General features: G+C 45.2%; 17 protein-coding genes. 13 read left to right on the top strand and 4 right to left on the bottom strand.

What is annotated here, in order from left to right; translation table 11 throughout:
* Positions 1-8 precede the first annotated feature (8 nt).
* On the top strand, positions 9-2,831 hold the full coding sequence (locus tag P150_RS0107330; RefSeq protein WP_028897116.1) for a pitrilysin family protein: 2,823 nt from the start codon (positions 9-11) through the stop codon (positions 2,829-2,831).
* Positions 2,832-3,571: 740 nt separating this feature from the next.
* Here P150_RS0107330 and upp read toward each other — a convergent pair.
* Positions 3,572-4,231: a uracil phosphoribosyltransferase gene (gene upp / locus P150_RS0107325; protein ID WP_028897115.1), complete on the bottom strand. Its 660-nt coding sequence runs from the start codon at positions 4,229-4,231 to the stop codon at positions 3,572-3,574.
* A 268-nt stretch (positions 4,232-4,499) separates the two neighbouring features.
* Here upp and pckA point away from each other — a divergent pair, with 268 nt between their 5' ends.
* From pckA to murI, 12 genes are all read left to right on the top strand, one after another.
* The gene (gene pckA / locus P150_RS0107315) at positions 4,500-6,113 is read left to right on the top strand and encodes a phosphoenolpyruvate carboxykinase (ATP) (RefSeq protein ID WP_028897114.1); all 1,614 of its coding nucleotides are present in this window, start codon (positions 4,500-4,502) and stop codon (positions 6,111-6,113) included.
* 297 nt (positions 6,114-6,410) lie between these two features.
* Positions 6,411-6,728, top strand: a complete 318-nt coding sequence (locus P150_RS0107310; protein WP_028897113.1) for a hypothetical protein — start codon at positions 6,411-6,413, stop codon at positions 6,726-6,728.
* Positions 6,719-7,360 (top strand): ATP-binding cassette domain-containing protein, encoded by a 642-nt coding sequence (locus tag P150_RS0107305; protein WP_028897112.1) that lies wholly within the window; start codon positions 6,719-6,721, stop codon positions 7,358-7,360. Before P150_RS0107310 ends, P150_RS0107305 begins: the two co-directional genes overlap by 10 nt.
* A 156-nt stretch (positions 7,361-7,516) precedes the next feature.
* Positions 7,517-8,113: a YfbM family protein gene (locus tag P150_RS0107300; RefSeq protein ID WP_197018060.1), complete on the top strand. Its 597-nt coding sequence runs from the start codon at positions 7,517-7,519 to the stop codon at positions 8,111-8,113.
* A gap of 391 nt (positions 8,114-8,504) precedes the next feature.
* The gene (locus P150_RS0107295; protein WP_028897110.1) at positions 8,505-9,875 is read left to right on the top strand and encodes a DUF6242 domain-containing protein; all 1,371 of its coding nucleotides are present in this window, start codon (positions 8,505-8,507) and stop codon (positions 9,873-9,875) included.
* Positions 9,876-9,974: 99 nt separating this feature from the next.
* Positions 9,975-10,667, top strand: a complete 693-nt coding sequence (locus P150_RS0107290) for a DUF6089 family protein (RefSeq protein ID WP_028897109.1) — start codon at positions 9,975-9,977, stop codon at positions 10,665-10,667.
* Positions 10,668-10,726: 59 nt separating this feature from the next.
* Complete coding sequence (locus P150_RS0107285; RefSeq protein WP_028897108.1) at positions 10,727-11,470, top strand: isoprenyl transferase; 744 nt, start codon at positions 10,727-10,729, stop codon at positions 11,468-11,470.
* 15 nt (positions 11,471-11,485) lie between these two features.
* Positions 11,486-14,107 carry an outer membrane protein assembly factor gene (locus P150_RS0107280; RefSeq protein ID WP_028897107.1) on the top strand — a complete coding sequence of 874 codons (2,622 nt, stop codon included), beginning with the start codon at positions 11,486-11,488 and terminating at the stop codon, positions 14,105-14,107.
* Positions 14,108-14,310: 203 nt separating this feature from the next.
* Entirely contained in the window at positions 14,311-14,847 is a 537-nt protein-coding gene (locus P150_RS0107275) for an OmpH family outer membrane protein (RefSeq protein WP_036932309.1), read from the top strand.
* Positions 14,848-14,954: 107 nt separating this feature from the next.
* Entirely contained in the window at positions 14,955-15,458 is a 504-nt protein-coding gene (locus tag P150_RS0107270; protein ID WP_028897105.1) for an OmpH family outer membrane protein, read from the top strand.
* Between the two features lie 182 nt (positions 15,459-15,640).
* Positions 15,641-16,144 carry an OmpH family outer membrane protein gene (locus P150_RS0107265; protein WP_036932122.1) on the top strand — a complete coding sequence of 168 codons (504 nt, stop codon included), beginning with the start codon at positions 15,641-15,643 and terminating at the stop codon, positions 16,142-16,144.
* Positions 16,145-16,151: 7 nt separating this feature from the next.
* Positions 16,152-16,994 carry a glutamate racemase gene (gene murI / locus P150_RS0107260; protein WP_028897103.1) on the top strand — a complete coding sequence of 281 codons (843 nt, stop codon included), beginning with the start codon at positions 16,152-16,154 and terminating at the stop codon, positions 16,992-16,994.
* Between the two features lie 519 nt (positions 16,995-17,513).
* Here the strand turns inward: murI and P150_RS0107250 are convergent.
* The 3 genes from P150_RS0107250 to P150_RS0107240 form a co-directional block, all read right to left on the bottom strand.
* On the bottom strand, positions 17,514-17,711 hold the full coding sequence (locus tag P150_RS0107250; protein ID WP_028897102.1) for a hypothetical protein: 198 nt from the start codon (positions 17,709-17,711) through the stop codon (positions 17,514-17,516).
* Positions 17,712-17,791: 80 nt separating this feature from the next.
* Positions 17,792-18,733 (bottom strand): lipopolysaccharide assembly protein LapB, encoded by a 942-nt coding sequence (locus P150_RS0107245; protein WP_028897101.1) that lies wholly within the window; start codon positions 18,731-18,733, stop codon positions 17,792-17,794.
* A 175-nt stretch (positions 18,734-18,908) separates the two neighbouring features.
* On the bottom strand, positions 18,909-20,336 hold the full coding sequence (locus tag P150_RS0107240) for a M56 family metallopeptidase (RefSeq protein ID WP_036932120.1): 1,428 nt from the start codon (positions 20,334-20,336) through the stop codon (positions 18,909-18,911).
* Positions 20,337-20,426: the final 90 nt, after the last annotated feature.

Below are 20,426 nucleotides of genomic sequence, written 5' to 3'. Positions count from 1 at the left end.
AAGAATCAATGAAAAGATTAGCATATATGATGCTGTTTGTCTTTATGCTCATTGCAGATAATGCGCTTGCACAGGACAGAATAGTGGCGATGGACAAGAGTATAAGGATAGGAAGACTTGCGAATGGACTGACTTATTACATCAGGCATAACGGGCAGACAAAAGGAATAGCCGACTTTTACATAGCACAGCGAGTAGGTTCTATTCTCGAAGAACCGCATCAGCGTGGATTAGCACACTTTCTGGAGCACATGGCATTCAACGGAACACGCAATTTCCCGGGCGATGCCTCGAAACCGGGTATTGTGAAATGGTGTGAAAGCGTGGGAATCCAGTTCGGAACGAATCTCAATGCCTATACGAGCGTGGACCAAACTGTGTATAATATTTCGGCAGTTCCCATCATAAGAGAAGGGATTGTGGATTCCTGTCTGCTCATTCTTCACGACTGGAGCCACGACCTTCTGCTTGCCGATAAGGAAATTGACCGTGAGCGTGGCGTGATCGAGGAGGAATGGCGTGCCCGACGAATGGGAATGGCAATGCAGAGACTTGCAGAAGCATCTATGCCGGTAATCTATTCCGGTACAAAATATGCCGACTGTATGCCTATCGGAGATATGAACATCGTGCGAAACTTCCCCTATCAGGCTCTTCGGGACTATTATCATAAATGGTACAGACCCGACTTGCAGGCTATAATCGTTGTTGGCGACATTGATGAAGACCAGATAGAGCAGAAGATAAAAGCTATGTTCGGTTCGATACCTACTCCTGAAAATGTTTCAGAACGCATCTATTATCCTGTTCCCGACAATGACAGGATGATAATTTTCACTGCAAAGGACAGCGAACAGCCAACGGTGAACTTCACTCTGTATATGAAACGCGACGTAACGCCACGGTCTGAACGTAATAAGCTCCAGTCGTTTGAGGATGATTACAAGTCGAGCATTGTCCGAATGATAATCAACGACCGGTTGGAAGAACTTGCCCGTGCCACAGATGCACCTTTTATTTCGGCTTCCGTACGCGATGGAAATTTCTTTATGGCCTCTACAAAGGATGTCTTTGAAATGTCCGGAGTATTCAAGGAAGGCAAGGTGGAAGAAGGTATAAACGCCATAGTGGGCGAAGTGGAACGTGCCAGAAGTCTGGGATTTACCAGACAGGAACTTGATCGTGGCAAGGCTGAAATGCTTTCGTATGCCGAAAGTGGATTCAACGACCGAATGAACCGACGAAATGGCGATTTCGTAGAGGCTTGTGTAGAGCATTTTCTGGAATCAGAACCCATCATTGCACCCGAGACGGAACTTCAGTTGGTGAAACGGTTGGATTCCACCGTTATCCTTTCAGACATCAATGCCATTGCGCGTGAAATCATTACGAACCGTAATCAAGTGGTAACATTGTATGGTCCGGAGAAAAAAGGACTCTCATTGCCATCGGAAAAGCAGATAGAAAAGCTCATTTTGTCTGCACAGAAAAAGAACTATGAACCTTACAGGGAAAAACAACTGAGGGCCGGCCTTGTGGAGAATCTGCCTGCTTCAGGCAGTATTGTTTCTGAAAAGCCTTATAAATATGGTTATACGGAACTGGTGCTGTCGAATGGAATGCACGTATATGTTCGTCCGACCGACTTTGAAGCCGACGAAGTGAACCTGAAACTCTTCAGTATGGGAGGAAAGAATCTCTATACTGATGAGGATATGCCCAACCTTTCTTATCTTATTTCCGGTGCAACGATTGGAGGAGTGGGAGAATTTGATGAGTTGTCTCTCGAGAAGATGCTTGCCGGAAAGTCGGCATCCATCAGTCCGTATATCGACGACGAGACGGAAGGAATGAACGGAAGTTCGAGTGTCAGGGATATGGAAACCTTGTTTCAGCTTGCTTATCTCTATTTCGTGCAACCTCGTAATTCGCCGGATGCTTTTGCGAATATGATGGAGCAGCAGGAAGAGTTTCTCACGAATGCACACGTTAATCCACTGATTGCCTACAACGATACTTTGCATCGTGTGGCTTACGGAACCAACCGACTGGAATCGATGAATGTAAGGCTGATGAAAAAGGTAAATTATGACCGCATAATGCAGATATACAAGGACCGCTTCGGCAATGCTGCCGACTTTAAACTCATTCTTACGGGCAACATAGATATGAACCGTTTGCGCCCGATGCTGTGCAAGTATGTGGCAACATTGCCCGTAAACGACCGTTTTGAGACTGTAGGCACGCTTGGGCCGAAAATCATTGACGGTGATACTGTCAGGATTTTCACGAAAGAACAGAAGACACCGTCGGCAACAACCACCGTGGTTGTGAAGGGAAAGATGGAATACAGCAACCGGAATGAGATACTTCTCGATGCTGCCGTACAGTTGCTTCGTATCGTTTATACCGACAAGGTGCGCGAAGAGAAGGGGGGAACATACGGTGTTCAGGTGTCGGGCACGCTTCAGCATCATCCTTACGATGAAGCCGTGTTGCGAATTGCATTTCAGACAGCCCCGGATAAATATGACGAACTCATCCCCATTGTCTATCAGCAACTCCACAAGATGGCAGAAGAAGGCCCCTCTCAGGAAGACCTTGATAAGGTAAAGGCGTATGAACTGAAGGTTTACGAACAGGTTCTGAAGATGAACAATTATTGGGAATACGTTCTTTATAACGATCTTTACAATGGTGTTGATGCAGATACACATTTCAAGGAAATCGTAAATAGTATGACGGCCGACAACATACGTAGCTTTCTGAAGCAGTTATTAAACCAAGGGCATCGTATTGAAGTTACAATGACCACGAAGAAAGTGGCATAAACTGGAAAGTAATGCGCTCCAATAGTTGGTATTCATCGTGAATATTTATTGACAAAAGCTCCGTTTTTTAACATTTAAAACGAATCAGGTACACTTCCGTCCTCAAATATGCGATTTTTGGAGGTTTTTGTAATCCGTTGATATATAAAGGATTATCTTGGTTAAAGCATTTAAGACGATATATCCTTCACTCCATTCTTCGCACAAATGGGCGAAATGAGCCTTCAGAAGTCGCCGTTTCGTGTTTCATTCTTCGCAAGAACGTGGCGCATTCTTGCGAAGAATGTTTTCTAATCTTCGCACACCTGCATTCCATTCTTCGCATCATCGGGAAACATACTCCGAAAGAATGGTCAGAAACCGTCAGAAACCGCCCTTCCAATCTCTGGTTTGATAATTTTCAAGCCCACTTTTTCAGTAACAGAACTTTACAAAACGGAATGCTTTCCGAGCAGGTTATTTACTCGAACTCGGACTTATCTCGAACTGAGAGATATTCTGTGTTCGGGAATTAAGTGTAAATCCGTGATTCTGGGCTATCCTGTGAGAGAGAACTTTGGTTTCTTATCTCGAATTTAGATAATAAATAAAGAATCGGAAAGGATAGGGGATGGACTGCTTAAATAAAAAAAGAACCCATATCCAAAGTCTATCAGAGGAAACATACACGATGGTATGTGGGACTGATTGACTTTGGTTACAGGTTCCTGTCTGTATTTCTGTTCCTTTACCGGACGGGCTTAGATCTTTTCGCCGTAGCAGAGGTCGCCTGCGTCGCCGAAACCGGGCACGATGTAGCTGTGCTCGTTGAGTCCTTCGTCGATGGCGGCACACCATATAGTGGTGGAGCTGTCGGGGAATGTCTTCTTGATGTGGTCTATTCCTTCAGGCGAAGCGCATACGCAAGCCACGTGTACGTGTCGGGGAGTGCCCTTTGTGAGGATAGCCTTGTAGCCCAGTTCCATCGAACCGCCGGTGGCGAGCATCGGGTCGGCGATGATGAGTGTCTTGCCGTCAATGTTCGGTGTAGCAAGATATTCCACGTGGATTCCCACTTCGTGGTGCTCGGCATCCTTGTATTCACGATAGGCACTCACGAAAGCATTGCCGGCGTGGTCGAAGATGTTGAGAAAGCCGTTGTGGAAAGGAAGTCCTGCACGGAAAATGGTGGCAAGAACAATCTTGTCTGTCGGGACGCTTACCTTTGAAATTCCAAGTGGAGTTTCGATGTCCCTCGTCTCGTAGTTCAGTGTTTTTGAAATTTCAAAAGCCTCAAATTCACCAATGCGCATTACATTGTTGCGGAAAAGCAGTCTGTTTTTTTGGTAGTCCTTGTCGCGGATTTCCGCCATGTACTGGTTGATGATGGAGTGCTGCTCCGAGAAATTGATGATTTCCATTTTTCTTTATAGAAGTATGTGTAATTTCGTGAAAGTTTCACGTAAGTTTAAAATTTCGGCAAAATTAAGAATTTCCTCTAATTTTTGCAAAGTCTGAATTACAAATATCCGCAGAGAGCTTTTATTTTTTAATTCTTTAACCATATAATGAACCGATTTCATTGATTTTTAGTGGGCAAGTGTTGGCTGAAAATGAGAAAATCACTACCTTTGCGCTGATAAAAAAGTGAGAAGTTATTATTAGTTCACCTAAATACATTAAACAAAAATGGCACAGTTTGATAAGAGCGTACTCGAAAAGTACGGAATTACAGGAACAACAGAAGTTGTTTACAATCCATCTTACGAAGTTTTGTTCGAAGAGGAAACAAAGGCAAGCCTTGAAGGCTTTGAAAAGGGTCAGGAAACTGAACTTGGCGCGGTAAACGTGATGACAGGTGTTTACACCGGTCGTTCTCCTAAAGATAAGTTCATCGTTGAAGATGAGAACTCAAAGGACACAGTATGGTGGACTTCTGACGAGTACAAGAATGACAACAAGAAGATGTCTCAGTCTACTTGGAACATAGTGAACGAGTTGGCTAAGAAGGAGCTTTCAAACAAGCGTCTCTTCGTTGTAGATGGTTTCTGCGGTGCCAACAAGGACACACGTATGAAGGTTCGCTTCATCGTTGAGGTGGCTTGGCAGGCTCACTTCGTAACCAATATGTTCATCAAGCCTATCAACACTGAAGAAGAGGCACAGGAGCCAGACTTCATCGTTTACAACGCATCTAAGGCTAAGGTTGAAAACTACGCAGAACTCGGTTTGAACTCTGAAACTTGCGTTGCCTTCAACGTTACAACCAAGGAACAGGTTATCCTGAACACTTGGTATGGTGGCGAAATGAAGAAGGGTATGTTCTCAATGATGAACTACTATTTGCCATTGAAGGGCATCGCTTCTATGCACTGCTCTGCTAACACCGACCTCGAAGGCAAGAGCACAGCTATCTTCTTCGGTCTTTCAGGTACAGGTAAGACCACATTGTCTACCGATCCTAAGCGTCTCTTGATTGGTGACGACGAGCACGGATGGGACGACAACGGTGTGTTCAACTTTGAAGGTGGTTGCTACGCTAAGGTTATCAACCTCGATGCAGAGTCTGAACCGGACATCTTCAACGCTATCAAGCGCAACGCTCTTCTCGAGAACGTTACAGTAGCTGCTGACGGCAAGATCGACTTCACAGACGGCAGCACAACAGAGAACACACGTGTTTCTTACCCAATCAACCACATCACAAACATCGTTAAGCCAATCTCAGCAGGTCCTGCTGCAGATCAGGTTATCTTCCTGAGTGCTGACGCGTTCGGTGTGTTGCCTCCAGTATCTATCCTCGACTCAGAGCAGACTAAGTATTACTTCCTCTCTGGTTTCACAGCTAAGTTGGCTGGTACAGAGCGTGGCATTACTGAGCCAACTCCTACATTCTCCGCTTGCTTCGGTCAGGCTTTCTTGGAACTTCACCCAACAAAGTATGCTGAAGAATTGGTTAAGAAGATGGAGAAGAACGGTGCTAAGGCTTACTTGGTTAATACTGGTTGGAACGGTACTGGCAAGCGTATCTCTATCAAGGATACACGCGGTATCATCGACGGTATCTTGAGCGGTGCTATCAACAATGCTCCTACAAAGACAATTCCTTACTTCAACTTCGTAGTTCCTACACAGTTGGAAGGCGTTGATACAAACATTCTCGACCCACGCGACACTTACGCTGACGCAGCTCAGTGGGAAGAGAAGGCTAAGGACCTCGCAGGTCGCTTTATCAAGAACTTCGTTAAGTACACAGGTAACGAAGCTGGTAAGGCACTCGTAGCAGCCGGTCCACAGCTCTAATCTTTTAGATTAAGATTTTAAACTTCATACAGCCCTGCTCTCGAAAGAGAGTGGGGCTTTTGAGTTGGGGAAAGGAGACAAGAGGACGAGTGGACGAGGAAACAAGAGAACGAGAGGAGAGATTAAGCTCCAAAAACTAAGTACTTTCCAGAGCAATCTTATGCTTCTTAGTTTGGGATAATCCTGAACTAAAGTGAGTAATTCATAATAATTCTATCCTCTTTTCTTGCAATTAAGAATAATAAATGCTATTTTTGCAAATCGAGATTTATTACTTTCTATCCTGAAAAAGCGAGTATGGGCATCAGATATTTCTTACTATTCTATTCAAGAACCTTGAAGATAAGCATTCCCGTTGGTGTGCTTGTGGTGTATTTGGCAAGAATGGAATCTGTGATGATAGAAGATGCTCTGAAGACCGGACTGCAATGGTTTCCCGTTCTGGGGCTTGGTCTGGATGCCCTGTTCAGATTGGTGTTCAGGAAAAAGGAGTTCTATTTCTATCATAATGGCTCTTGGTCTGTTTGGGGATTGTATCTTTCCTCATTTATTCTCTCCGTGTTTATTTCGCTTATTCTACATCTGATATTCAAACTGACGATGCAATGGTATTAGAAGCAGACAGTATTATATATGAGGTGGACGGCCGTAAGATTCTCCGTGGCGTTTTTCTCAACTGCCGTGTTGGGGAGATTGTGGGCATCTTGGGCAGAAACGGTTCGGGAAAATCCAGTTTATTTGAAATTATTTTCGGCACTCGGAAAGCCGAAAGCTCGTTTGTACGCATTGGCGATAAGGTGCTTACAGGCAAAACTTTCCGTTCGGGTATGGTGGCATTTATGCCGCAGTTCGAATCGCTTCCTCAGCACTTGAAAGTGAAAACCATTTTATGGACGGCATCAATCCCCAAAGATGCCTATGCGGACGACGAAACCATTCTGCGCATCCTTGATTCGCGGGTCAATGAATTGTCGGGAGGCGAGTCCCGCTATCTGGAGCTTTTCGTGGTATTGCACTCTAAGTGTCCCTTTGTTTTGCTCGACGAGCCTTTCAACGGCATCTCTCCTGTGGTGGTTGAAGATATGGTAAAAGTGCTGAAAAAGGCTGCCACGAAACGCGGGATTATCATTTCCGACCACAATTACAGGGCTGTCAGCCGACTATCGGACAGGCTGATGTATCTTAATGATGGAAGACTTCAGGAAATCGGAGACATTACGGAGCTTAAAGGCTTGTATTATTATTAGTCTGTTCGAGTCTGGAATAAAGCTTTCATTGCCTTGTTTTATGAGTTTGAGTTTAGCCTAAATTGATTTTTCAAGTCATTAATAGTTCTGTCTCTCTCGTTTATGAATATTTAATTGTAGGAATGAATTATTTTTTATAATTTTGCCATACGGGGAGTGGAAACTTATTTTGAAAGTATAAGGATAGGAACTCCTCTCGATAGATATGAATTTAAGAAAATAAAGAAAGGAATAATTATGGGATTAATTGCTTGTTATCAGCTTATTTCGGATAATAGACTGAAAGAGTTGGAAGGGATTTATTCAGAAAATGCTGATGAGACAGTAGATTTTATAGAAGAATTGGAGGAAGAAGTAACGGATGACAGTATCATCGATATGGATAAAATGTGGGATGTGATGCATTTTGTATTGACAGGTTTCGGGAGCGATGATAAATTAGAGAATAGTCTCCTAAGCGAAGCCGTGTTGGGTACAAGTATTAATGAAGAATCTGAAGAATATATCGCAAGTATTCCTAAAGAAAAAATTGCAAATATCATAAAGGAATTAGAGGCTTTTGATATTCAGAAAGCCTTAGAAGATTTCAGTATGGAAAAATGCAAAGAAGCAGAATTATATCCGGATATTTGGGATTATGAAGACGAAGAAGATGAAATAAAAGAAGATTTAAAGAATTATTATTATCAGCTGATTGATTTTTATAAAAAAGCATTGAAGAGTAGTTCAAATATATTAGTAACAATATTGTAAGTTGCTTGTCTGACTTGGACTGCATTACGACTTTGAAATCTTTATCTTTTACTTCATTTGGATGGTATTATGTTTACGTGTTATCCAAATGAAGAGTTGTATTTTCTATATAAAATTATATCGATGTGATTGATTGCCAGCTATTAATTTGCTATAAGTAAATTGTAAAGACAAGTGTGCAAACCGAACTCACATACAATATTAATATATCTTCTACCTTATCAGCGTTGAGGAAGAAGCCTTTTCTACTTGATGAAACACTTTAATATTCCGTACTAAACAACCTTAAAAACACAGTTATTTTCCATAATTTACGTAATTAACGGATAAAAAGGGACCGTTTCTAAAGATTTCTATTTAAATTTGCACCTAAATTGATAATTGGCATCTGATGAAAAATAAGATATTTTCACTCGTAGTCTTGGTTGCGGCAGCATTGGCATTGACCTCTTGCTTCAGCGACGACAAGGAAGAAAACAACGGCATACGCTATACTGATACTGCAATTACATCGTTTGGTATCAGTTCGTTAAAGATGGTTCGTGATACCGTAAGCAAGAGCGGAGCTGACTCTACCTACCTGAAGTCGGTTTCGACAGCGGCTTACAAGTTCTATATCGACCAGACGAAGGGCTTGATTTATAATCCGGATTCGCTGCCATACGGGGCTAAGACGGAGAAGGCTTTGGTGGCGTTCAACATAAAGAATGCCGGCACGGTGGTAATTAAGTCTACTGCCGACGAGACTTTCAGTATTCTTTCAACCACGGATTCACTCGATTTCTCTGTTCCTCGTACTATAAGGGTTTACAGTCAGGACGGAACTATCTATCGCAACTATACCGTAACGGTGAATGTTCACAAACAGCGTGGCGATGTTTTTAATTGGAATCAGCTCAATGCGAATGCTGAACTCGCAGAACTGACTGCCAAGAAAGCAGTAGCAAACAATGGAAAGATGTTCGTTTTCGGCACGAAGAATGGACAGACCTATGGCTATTCCACATCAGAAAGCGATGGAAACACTTGGATGCAGCTCTCTGAAACCTTCTCTCAGGAGGCTTACAAGGGTGTTGTGGCAAGCAATGGCTATCTCTATCTTGCTGACAACGGCACGGTAAAGCGTTCGGCTGACGGACAATTGTGGGAAACGATGGGAGCGGCAGCCGTGAAGCAGATTGTTGCGGCAAGCAAGACGGAACTCTATGCCTTGTCGGGCAGCAACACCTTGATGGTTTCAAAGGACAACGGAGCAACGTGGAACGCTGAAAAGCTCGACGATTCTGCCTCAAAGCTCCCTACGGAGAATGTCAGCTATACGGTAAATACATTATCAACCAATGGCAATATCCAGCGTGTGATGCTCGTTGGTAAGTCAGCTTCTTCCGGTACAGCCGTAGCTTGGACGAAATTGGTAGACACAACTGGTGCAAACACTTATGTATGGAACTATGTAGATGGTTCTGATTCATACCGGCTGCCATTGCTTACGGATCTTACCGTAATAGATTACGACGGAAAAGCATTGGCACTCGGCGTGAAGAGTGGTGCTTTTGAAAAGGTAATGACGAGTATTGATGGAGGAATTTCTTGGAAACCAAGCACGGGCTACGCATATCCGACAGGTGCTGTTCCTTCAGGTGCTTTCACGGCAGCAGTAGATAGTAGGAAATTTATCTGGATTGTCAGTGGAGGACAGGTTTGGCGTGGCAGAATCAACACTCTTGGCTGGGCTACGGACAAAAAGGATTTTACTGAATAGATATAATAAGGTATATAAGCCTGCCATTGATTGGGAACGTGATGATGGAGATTTATAGAAGTCTCGCACAGTAATAACGCACAAACTCGCACTATTAATATGAAACGTTTACTATTTTACATTCTGCTTTTGCTCGCGGCTGCACCCCTGAAGGCGCAGGATGGCGAGGAGTATAGAATGGAAATGGGTGCAGGTGTCGGTATGCTGGGCTATCTTGGCGACTTCAACGGCTCGCTGACGAAGAATCTCCAGCCTATGGGAAGCCTTGTGGCGCGCTATGTGTTCAATCCTTATATGGGGTTGAAAATGAACGTTTCCTATGGAAAGGTAAAGGGCAGTTCGGCAGATGTTGAGACATATTATCCCAAATTTGCCCAGAAACCATACGAGTTCAACAATACATTGGTGGATGTGGGCTTGACTTACGAGTATAATTTCTGGCCTTACGGCACGGGAAGAGAGTATCGTGGTGCGCAGAAATTCACGCCTTTCGTGTTCGGTGGACTCGGTGCTACCTATGTGAAATTGGAGGATGGCGACAGAAAATCGGCTTTCTCGGCCAATGTTCCAATAGGAATCGGCGTGAAATATAAAATAGGCGAACGGACAAATATCGGGCTGGAATGGGCAATGCACTTCTCTTTGACCGATGAGATAGACGGTCAGAAAGATCCATACGACATCAAGAGCAGCGGAGCTTTCAAGAATACGGACTGCTATTCAACCTTGCAGCTTACCTTTACGTATAGCTTTATGGCTAAATGCCGCACTTGCCACAACGAAGACGAGTAAGAGCAGGCGTTGGCTACGAATAGGTTTATAACAATAGATAATAAATATCTTCGCAAACTATGGCAGAAGAACTGGATATAAAACGAATCCCACAGCACATAGCCATCATTATGGACGGCAATGGCCGCTGGGCAATGGAGCGGGGGAAGGAACGCTCCTACGGGCATCAGGCAGGTGTGGATACCGTGCGTCGGATCACATCGGAGTGTACACGGCTCGGTGTGAAGTTCCTTACACTCTATACTTTCTCAACGGAGAACTGGAATCGTCCCACGGATGAGATTGCGGCATTGATGGGATTGGTGCTTACTTCGCTTGAAGACGAAATCTTTATGAAGAATAATGTGCGTTTCCAAGTGATCGGCGATATCGGACGTCTGCCGAAAGAAGTACAACTGAAACTTCAGGAAACAATGGAGCACACGGCGAAGAACGACGCTATGACGATGGTTGTGGCTCTCAGCTATTCAGCCCGATGGGAAATGACCGAGGCTGCGAAGACTGTTGCACGTCAGGTGCAGAACGGCGAGCTGAAAGTGGAGGACATTACCGAGACAACCATCAGCGAACGGCTCTGTACCAACTTTATGCCCGATCCCGATTTGCTTATCAGGACAGGAGGAGAGTTGCGCATTTCAAACTATATGCTGTGGCAGTTGGCTTATTCCGAGCTATACTTCTGCGATACCTACTGGCCGGACTTTATGGAAGCAGACCTCCGCAAGGCAATAGCAGACTATCAGGGACGCCAACGCCGTTTCGGAAAGACAGAGGAACAAGTTGAAACAGAACAAGGAAAATAATAAGATACGCTATAAATGAGTAATATTAACAAGGTCTTGATTCTCTTGGCTGTGGTCTTCGGACTCAGTTTAAAGATGAAAGCTCAGGAGAAGATAGTAAATCCAACTGTAAATTATGCCGGAAATCCGGAAGTCTATAAGTTGGCTGGACTTTCTGTATCGGGCATCGAAGGTTATGAAGACTATGTGCTGACGGGTATTTCTGGTCTCAGCATCGGACAGGAACTGGAGATTCCCGGTACCGACATCACGGATGCCGTGAAGCGTTATTGGAAGCACGGCCTCTTTTCCGACGTTGCCATCACGGTGGATTCGCTGATTGGTCGGAATGCTTATCTGCATATCCATCTGAAACCTCGTCCACGTGTTTCCGATATCAACTATCTCGGTGTGAAGAAATCAGAGCGCGAAGACTTGGAAAAGCGAATTGGTCTGCTCAAAGGTGGTCAGATTACGCCTAATATGATTGACCGTGCTCAGGTTTTGGCAAAGAAATATTTTGAAGAAAAGGGCTACAAGGATGCTGAAATCAACATTCGGCAGCGCGACGACGTGGTTGCAAGGAATCAGGTAATCCTCGATATAGACGTAGACAAGAAGGAAAAGAAGAAGGTTCGCACAATTACCATCGACGGAAACGAGGCACTTGCCGATAAGAAAATCAAGGGTACAATGTTTTCAAAGGGTGCATTCAGCAAGACCCACGAAGCAGGCAAGTTAGGGAATATCCTGAAATCGAAGAAATTTACCTCCGAACGCTGGGAAGAGGACAAGAAGAACCTGATAAATAAATACAACGAATACGGTTTCCGCGATGCAACCATCGTCGCTGACAGCATCAGCAACGTGGATCCAAAGCACGTTGATGTATATATAAAGGTAGACGAAGGAAAGAAATATTACATCCGAAACATCACTTGGGTGGGAAATACAGTTTATTCAACCGATTATCTTTCCAACTTGCTCGACCTTCACAAGGGCGACGTTTACAATCAGAAGTATATGAACAAGCGTCTGACGGAAGACGACGACGCGGTGGGCAATGCTTACTGGAACAACGGTTATCTCTTTTACAGTCTCCAACCTACGGAAGTTAATATCGTAGGCGACTCTATCGACCTCGAAATGCGTATATTCGAAGGTCAGCAGGCGCATATCAATCGTGTGAGAATCAATGGTAACGACCGTATTTATGAGAATGTAGTGCGTCGTGAGCTTCGCACAAAGCCGGGCGACCTCTTCTCTAAGGAAGCCCTTCAGCGTACTGCTCGCGAACTGGCATCAATAGGACACTTCGATCCTGAAGCCGTAAACCCTGATGTGCAGCCTAAATTTGAAGACGGAACTGTGGATATCAACTGGAATCTGAAACAGAAGTCGAACGACCAAATAGAATTTTCATTGGGATGGGGACAGACCGGCGTGGTTGGTACCGTGGGATTGAGGCTCAACAACTTCTCTATGGCAAACCTCTTCCGCAAGAAGGGTGAGCGCAGAGGATTGCTTCCAATCGGTGATGGCGAAACGCTGTCGTTGAATGTACGTACCAACGGCCGCTACTATCAGTCATACGGCGCACAATATGCCACGAACTGGTTTGGCGGCAAGCGTCCGATTCAGTTCACAGTAGGTCTGAACTACTCAAAGATGACCGCCGTTTCGAGCAACTATTATAATCATAGTTATATGAACAATTATTATAATTATATGTACGGTTACGGAAATTATAATTATAATAACTATGAGAATTATTTAGATCCGGACAAGTATTTACAGCTTTTAGGCGCAAATATCGGTTGGGGCAAGCGTCTCTCTTGGCCTGATGACTACTTTACATTGTCGTTGCAGCTATCCTATCAGCGTTATATGCTGAAGAACTGGGGTTACTTCATAATGTCGAACGGTGCGGCCAACAACTTGAACTTGAACATTTCGCTCAACCGTTCATCTACCGACAATCAGCTCTTCCCACGCCGTGGTTCTGAATTTACGATATCGCTCGCCGTAACTCCGCCTTGGTCTAAGTGGGACAAGAAGGATTACAAGAATCTTGCCAACGACCCTTACTCGCCAACTTATCAGGCAGAGCAACAGGAAAAGTTCCGTTGGATTGAATACCATAAGTGGAAGTTCAAGGCACGTACCTTCACGGCATTGACAAGTGGCACTAAATGCTTCGTGTTGATGACACGAGTGGAACTCGGTTTGCTCGGCAGCTACAACAAATACAAGAAGAGTCCGTTTGAAGTTTACTATATGGGTGGCGACGGTATGAGTGGCTATTCTACCGGTTATGCAGAAGAAACCATCGGTCTTCGTGGTTATGAAAACGGCTCATTGACACCTGATCAAAGAAAAATGGGCTATGCCTATGACCGTTTCACACTCGAACTCCGTTATCCGTTCCTCTTGGGTAATACCACCATTTATGGTCTTGGATTCGTAGAAGCAGGTAATGCGTGGACGGATACGAAGAAGTTCAACCCATTCGATATGAAGCGTTCGGCAGGTCTCGGTGTGCGTATCTTCCTTCCAATGGTCGGTATGATGGGTATCGACTGGGCATACGGTTTCGATAAAGTATATGGAAAGAAAGGTGGAAGCCATTTCCACTTCGTTCTCGGACAGGAGTTCTGATGGAGGAATGGAAGATGTGAAATGTTAAATGTGAAATAGGAGATGTTAAATGGGAGATGTGAGATGGGAAATGTGTAAGGAGAGAAGGGAAAGGAATAAGATATAGAGGCTTATGCCAATATGTTCTTTCCCGACCAAACCTTTTCAATCTCTTTCCATCTAATTGAAATAAAATCAAGGAGGAATTAAAAATGAATATTCAAATGAAAAGTATATTGAAAGCTGTAAAGATAGTATTGCCTCTTTGCCTCTTTGCTCTTTTACCTCTGAGAGCGCAGGCACAGAAGTTTGCTCTTATTGATATGGAATACGTGCTCAGCAATGTTCCGGCTTATGAAAGAGCCAACGAGCAGTTGAATCAAGTAAGCAAGAAATGGCAGGCCGAGGTTGAAGCACTCAACACGGAGGCAAGCACTATGTATAAGAACTATCAGAACGAGGTGGTGTTCCTGTCTCAAGAACAGAAGAAGAAGAAACAGGAAGACATTATGGCAAAGGAGAAGCAGGCTGCCGACTTGAAGCGTAAGTACTTCGGACCGGAAGGCGAGCTGTTCAAGAAGCGCACCAGTCTCATCAGTCCTATTCAGGACGAAATCTACAACGCCGTTAAGGACATATCTGATCAGCGAGGTTACAGTCTCGTCATCGACCGTTCAAGCCAGACAGCCGGCATCATCTACGGTTCGCCGAAGGTGGATATCAGCAACGAAGTGTTGCAGAAGCTCGGCTACGGCAACTGATAATGCGTCTGTTCCGTCTCGTTTGCAGCATTCATATTGATTGGATGAAAATCAAAAAACAGATAATACAGTAAAGAAAATTATAAACAATTAAAACTATAAAGAAAATGAAAAAGCTATTTTTAATGTTGATGCTTTGCGCACCAATGACAATGTTTGCTCAGAAGTTCGGCCACCTCGATTCACAGGCTCTTCTTCAGTCTCTCCCCGAAGCTACCAGCGTGCAGCAGAAGCTCGAAGCCAAGGGCAAGGAGTACGAGAAGCAGCTTACGGATATGCAGGCAGAATTGCAGCGTAAGGCTGAAGAGTACGACAAGACGAAGAGTACGATGAATGCTACAAAGCAGGCTGAAACTGAAAAGGCTCTTCAGGATATGTACGCTAAGATTCAGCAGACAGCTCAGGACAACCAGCGCGCTTTCAACGAGGAGCAGCAGAAGTCTCTCGGCCCTGTGCTCGAAAAGGTTCGCAACGCCATTGCAGCAGTAGCCAAGGCTGGTGGTTATGTTTACATTATGGAGAAGGAAGCAGGTCAGCCTCTCTACATCAACGATGCAGTAAGCAAGGACATCACAGCCGAAGTAAAGGCACAGTTGGCTAAGATGAAGTAAGAGGGAAGGCAGAAGTCGTTCCTTAACTTCATTGCGTCTTAATTAAGAAATCACGGGTGTCTTTACCCCGTTCAACAAGTCTCTTCCTCAACAGGATGAGATTGGGTGAGGTCATCGCAGGAATACTCTTGTTGCGATGACCTCTTTTTTATTTCTCAACCATAGCGACAAAATCAATAATAATGAAAAAATCAATTCTTTTTCTATTCCTCCTCGCCTTGCCCCTGCTGGCATCGGCTCAGTCATTGAAGTTTGCATATTTCAGCTACGACGAAGTATTGAAATCTATGCCCGACTATGTTGTTGCTGCAAGAAATCTCGACGAACTGCGTGCCAAGTACGACGCCGAACTCCAGCGTTCCGAGAATGATTTCCACGCCAAGTACGAAGATTTTCTGGAAGGACAAAAGGATTTTGCACCTTCAATTCTCAAGAAGCGTCAGGCTGAACTTCAGGAAATGATGGACAAGAATGAGGCTTTCAAGCAGGAATCCCAGCGACTGCTGAATCAAGCACAGGCGGATGCCTTTGCTCCTGTGTTTGCAAAGCTCAATGCTGCCATCCGTCAGATGGGAACAGCGAAGGGATACGCTTTCATTCTCAACACCGACAACAACGCCTTGCCCTACGTGGACGCATTGGTGGGCGAGAACATAACGGAAATGCTCAAGAATATGCTGAAGTAAACCCAAGATGAGGCAGACCTATTCTCAATCTCCCGGTCCCATCGGGGTTTTCGATTCCGGCTATGGAGGGCTTACCATTCTCGACGGAATCCGACAGTTGTTGCCCCAGTACGACTACATCTACCTTGGCGACAATGCCCGTGCGCCCTACGGCTCGCGCTCTTTCGACGTGGTTTATCAGTTCACGCGACAGGCCGTGCTGAAGCTCTTCGATATGGGTTGCCAGTTGGTAATCCTCGGTTGCAACACAGCCTCGGCGAAAGCCCTCCGCACCATTCAGCAGAACGACCTTCCGCGGATTGATGCCCGGCGCCGCGTATTGGGCGTAATACGTCCTACGGCAGAAATCATCGGCGAACTGACCAACAGCCGTCATATAGGCCTGTTGGCTACCGAGGGCACCGTGAAGAGCAACAGCTACACGATGGAGATTCAGAAACTGTGGCCCGACGTGTCGGTAACGGGCGTTGCCTGTCCACTCTGGGTGCCCATCATCGAGAACAATGAGGCAGACGGCCCCGGGGCAGACTATTTCGTTCGGAAGCGCATCGATCACATCTTGCAGCAGGATCCGGAAATAGACACGCTCATTCTTGGCTGCACGCATTATCCCATCCTGATGCCGAAGATTCTGAAGTACGTTCCCCGAGGTATCCGCATCGTCCCACAGGGCGAATATGTTGCCGAGAGCCTGAAGAGTTATCTTGCCCGGCACGAGGAAATGGATTGTTTGTGTACGAAGGGTGGCACGGTTCGCTATTGCACTACGGAAAACGAAACGAAGTTCAAGGAAAGTGCACGCATCTTCCTACACGATGATATCGAAGTGGAGCATTTGGATTTGGAATAATGGGAAATGGGAGATGGGAAATGGGAGATGGGAAATGTGAGATGGGAAATGGGAAATGTGAGATGGAAGGCAATTCCCTTTCTTTTGTTGGGGAAGAGTGGCGGTTTGGACTTGCATAATATGAGCAATATTGCGTGTTTTGCAAGTCGTTGAAAAGCAATGGATATTTTTCCTTTTTCAAGCGTGCGAAGAATGTAGTGCATTTTTTGCAGGGATGAACTGTAAATATCACGTAATATTTTAGCAAATATCACGTAATATTTTAGCAAATATCACGTAATATTTTGGTAAATATCACGTAATATTTTGGTAAATATCACGTAATATTTTGGTAAATATCACGTAATATTTTGGTAAATATCACGTAATATTTTGGTAAATATCACGTAATATTTCAATAAATATCATATAGTAACTTGAGTTCAGGATGAGTCTGAACTTGAAAGTGTGTGGTTGCGCTAATAATTATTCAGCCATTTTGTGTTTTTTCTCTCACGGATTGCGCAGAATCACAGATGTTTATTTACGCCACAGAGAAGGCAAAGCCTTCAAGGATAGCACGGATTTCCTTGTGCGAATGAGTATTGCAAACCAAATACCCAATCGTTTCTCATCAAGCATCTGTGTTATCTTTGAAGGCTTTGCTTTCTCTGTGTTTTGGAAAATAGGGGTAAATCTGTGAATCTGCGAAATCTGTGAGCGATAGAGCCTTGCCATTTTATTCCGGATTCGGATTAATAGAACTGCAAATGCCTCCTTGTCCCCTTGTCTTCTTGTCCACTCGTTTCCTCGTCCCCTTATCTCCTTGCTTCTTTTCTCACTTCCTCGCGCTTCCGTTCCAGTTCCTCATTGGGCGAATAGCTCAGTGCGGCTTCCCAATAGGCATCTGCAGCTTCATAATCTTTAAGATTGTATTTTGCATCGCCCATATTCCGGTAGATGATAGCCATAATGGCTTTGCTCGGTTCGTAGAGAGCCACGGCTTGCTGAAGATGCGCCACGGCTGCTTCGGAATATCCCAGATTCGCTTCCACAACGCCCAGACGATAGTAGCCCACGGCGTATTGCGGATAGCGTCCGACGGCTTTCCGATAGTAGACCACAGCCGAATCGGGCTGATTCAGGTATTCGTAGGCATTGCCCGTGTAGTAGAGAGCCGTGTAGGTGGTGTCGTTATTGGCAAACACCTTCTTGTAGGTTTCGACGGATTCCTCGTATTTTTTGTTGTGGAAGTATGCTTCGGCGAGTGCAAGGTTCACTTCGTTGTTGGTGGAATCCTGAGCGCAGTACTGCATTCCGTATCGGATTGCCGTGTTGGGCTGAAAGAAATCATCGCTGATGTAGAGCCTCATAAGGTCGGCAACGATTCGGCTGTCCTTCGGAAAACGCTTCACGATGGCAACGCCGCACCATATTTGCTCCACCTGCATCTTCAGATTTCCGAGCAGATAGTATTTCTTGCGCATCATATCGTGGTTCAGACTGTCCTCGCTGATGCCGTTCAGCAGGTCGAAACACTTTCTGTATTCGTTCCTTTGATAGTGGCAGTCGGCGAGTTTCGTCTGCACCTCGGCATCGTTCTTCATCTTCTGTGCTTCCTGATAGTGGAAGATGGCTGTGTGATAGTCGTATTCCTTCACGCAACTGTCTCCCTTGGCAATAAATGTCTGTCGGCTTTGTGCCTGCAAATGGCTTGCGAGGGCAAGGAAAGCGAGGAGAATGTATATTGTTTTCTTCATTGGCTGATGGGAAATGGGAGATGGGAAGTGGAAGATGGGAAAGGGGACGAGAGGCGGAGGGGCAAGTAAGATTCTTTGTGCTTGCACGAAAACTAATGGCAGGCTGTGAATGAAAGGACAGAAATGAAGAAACCTACTTGTTCCTTTGTTTCCTCGTCCCCTCGTCCCCTCTCTCTTATTTCGTATTCTTGTCAGCCTTGTCGCCCGTCAGCTTGAAGGTGATAGGCAATGTGTAGTAAACGGATACTGGCTTGTTGTCCTTCATACCGGGTTTCCACTTCGGCATTGCAAGCACCACGCGCAGAGCTTCCTTGTCGAGCGATGGCGATATGCTTCGCACTATTTCCGCGTCCGTTACCTTGCCGTTTTCATTTACCACGAATCTTACCACCACTTTTCCCTGCTCGTTCTTCTTCTCTGCTTCAGCAGGATAGTTCAGATTCTCTGCCAGCCATTGCATCATATTTCCATCGAACTGAGGCATCTGCTCGGTTGTCATATAAATCTTCTTTGGGCCGCTTGCAAGTTCTTCGGCAGCATTTTCTGTCTCGTTTGGAAGTGCTTCTGTTGGGTTCAATGCCACTTCGTTCTGCACCTCTTCCTTATTAATGTCGGATGGAGATTGCGCCACAGGCTCGATTATCTTGCTCTCGGGCTTGACAGTCTCGCTGCCGTTAGTCGCCATCTTCTCCGTTACGGAGGAAAGGACTGGGATGTTTGCTACTCCGTTTGCTATTTCTCTTGCCACAGTTTCTATGTTGCTTACAACGAGCAACGCTGCTGTCATCGGGACGAACAGGCCGTATTTAGCCTTTCCAATCCCTTTTGTACGTTTTTTGTTCATCATTTTGATTCTCATTTTAAGGGGTAAAACATTGAAATTATTTGATATTGTAGCTACGTTCTTTCTATAAGTCAGTCCCAAGAGGTGGTACTGGTATTCCTTGCTGTCGGAGCCGGTTTCAAGCACTCGGTTGTCAGCGAGATATTCAAGGTTCAGCCTCACTTCCCTTTTCAGCAGCCAAGTGAATGGATTCAGCCAGAAAAGGATGCTGAAGAGTTCCGTGAAGAGAATATCCAGCGAGTGCAGTTGTCGGCAGTGCGTCTGTTCGTGTTCCATTATTTCGGCGAGTTCGCGCTCCGTGTGCTTCTCCGGATTCACGAATATACAGTTGAAAAACGAGAACGGACCTTCGTTGGCTTTCAGCTTGTGGATGCGTCGGCCGCCTACTTCCTCCACCTTGCATTCCCTTGCCAGTTGCGCAATGGAAATTACCTGCGCTGCGAACCGCAGCAATAGGAGAGCGACAACGGCAGCGTAGCCCCACAGAAAGATGCTCTGCCATCCGATGCCCTGTTCCTGTTGCGGCGTTATAGTGATTGCCGGCAGCACGTTCGCCGCATAGGAGTTTGCCATAGACTGCATTTCCGTGTTTGAGCTGATCCAGTAAGAGAAGTTAAGCCCCGGAATGAGCATCGCTATGAAATAGATGCACAGCAAACTGGCACGTCTCCAATGGAAGAAGGTGTCGCCAGAGAATATCAGCTTGTAGAAGCCGAAGAGCACTATTAGCGCAATGTTTACTTTGAGGAGATAGATCATAGGGCAGTTTTGTTTGGGAATGTTGGATTATATACTGAATGCCGGAGCAATGAGGGTATCCTTATTCTGCAATGAACGTTCCCTCATTCA

Origin of the sequence: Prevotella sp. HUN102, from assembly GCF_000688375.1 — a bacterium.
GTDB lineage: Bacteria > Bacteroidota > Bacteroidia > Bacteroidales > Bacteroidaceae > Prevotella.
This window is presented reverse-complemented; position numbering and strand designations above follow the sequence as displayed.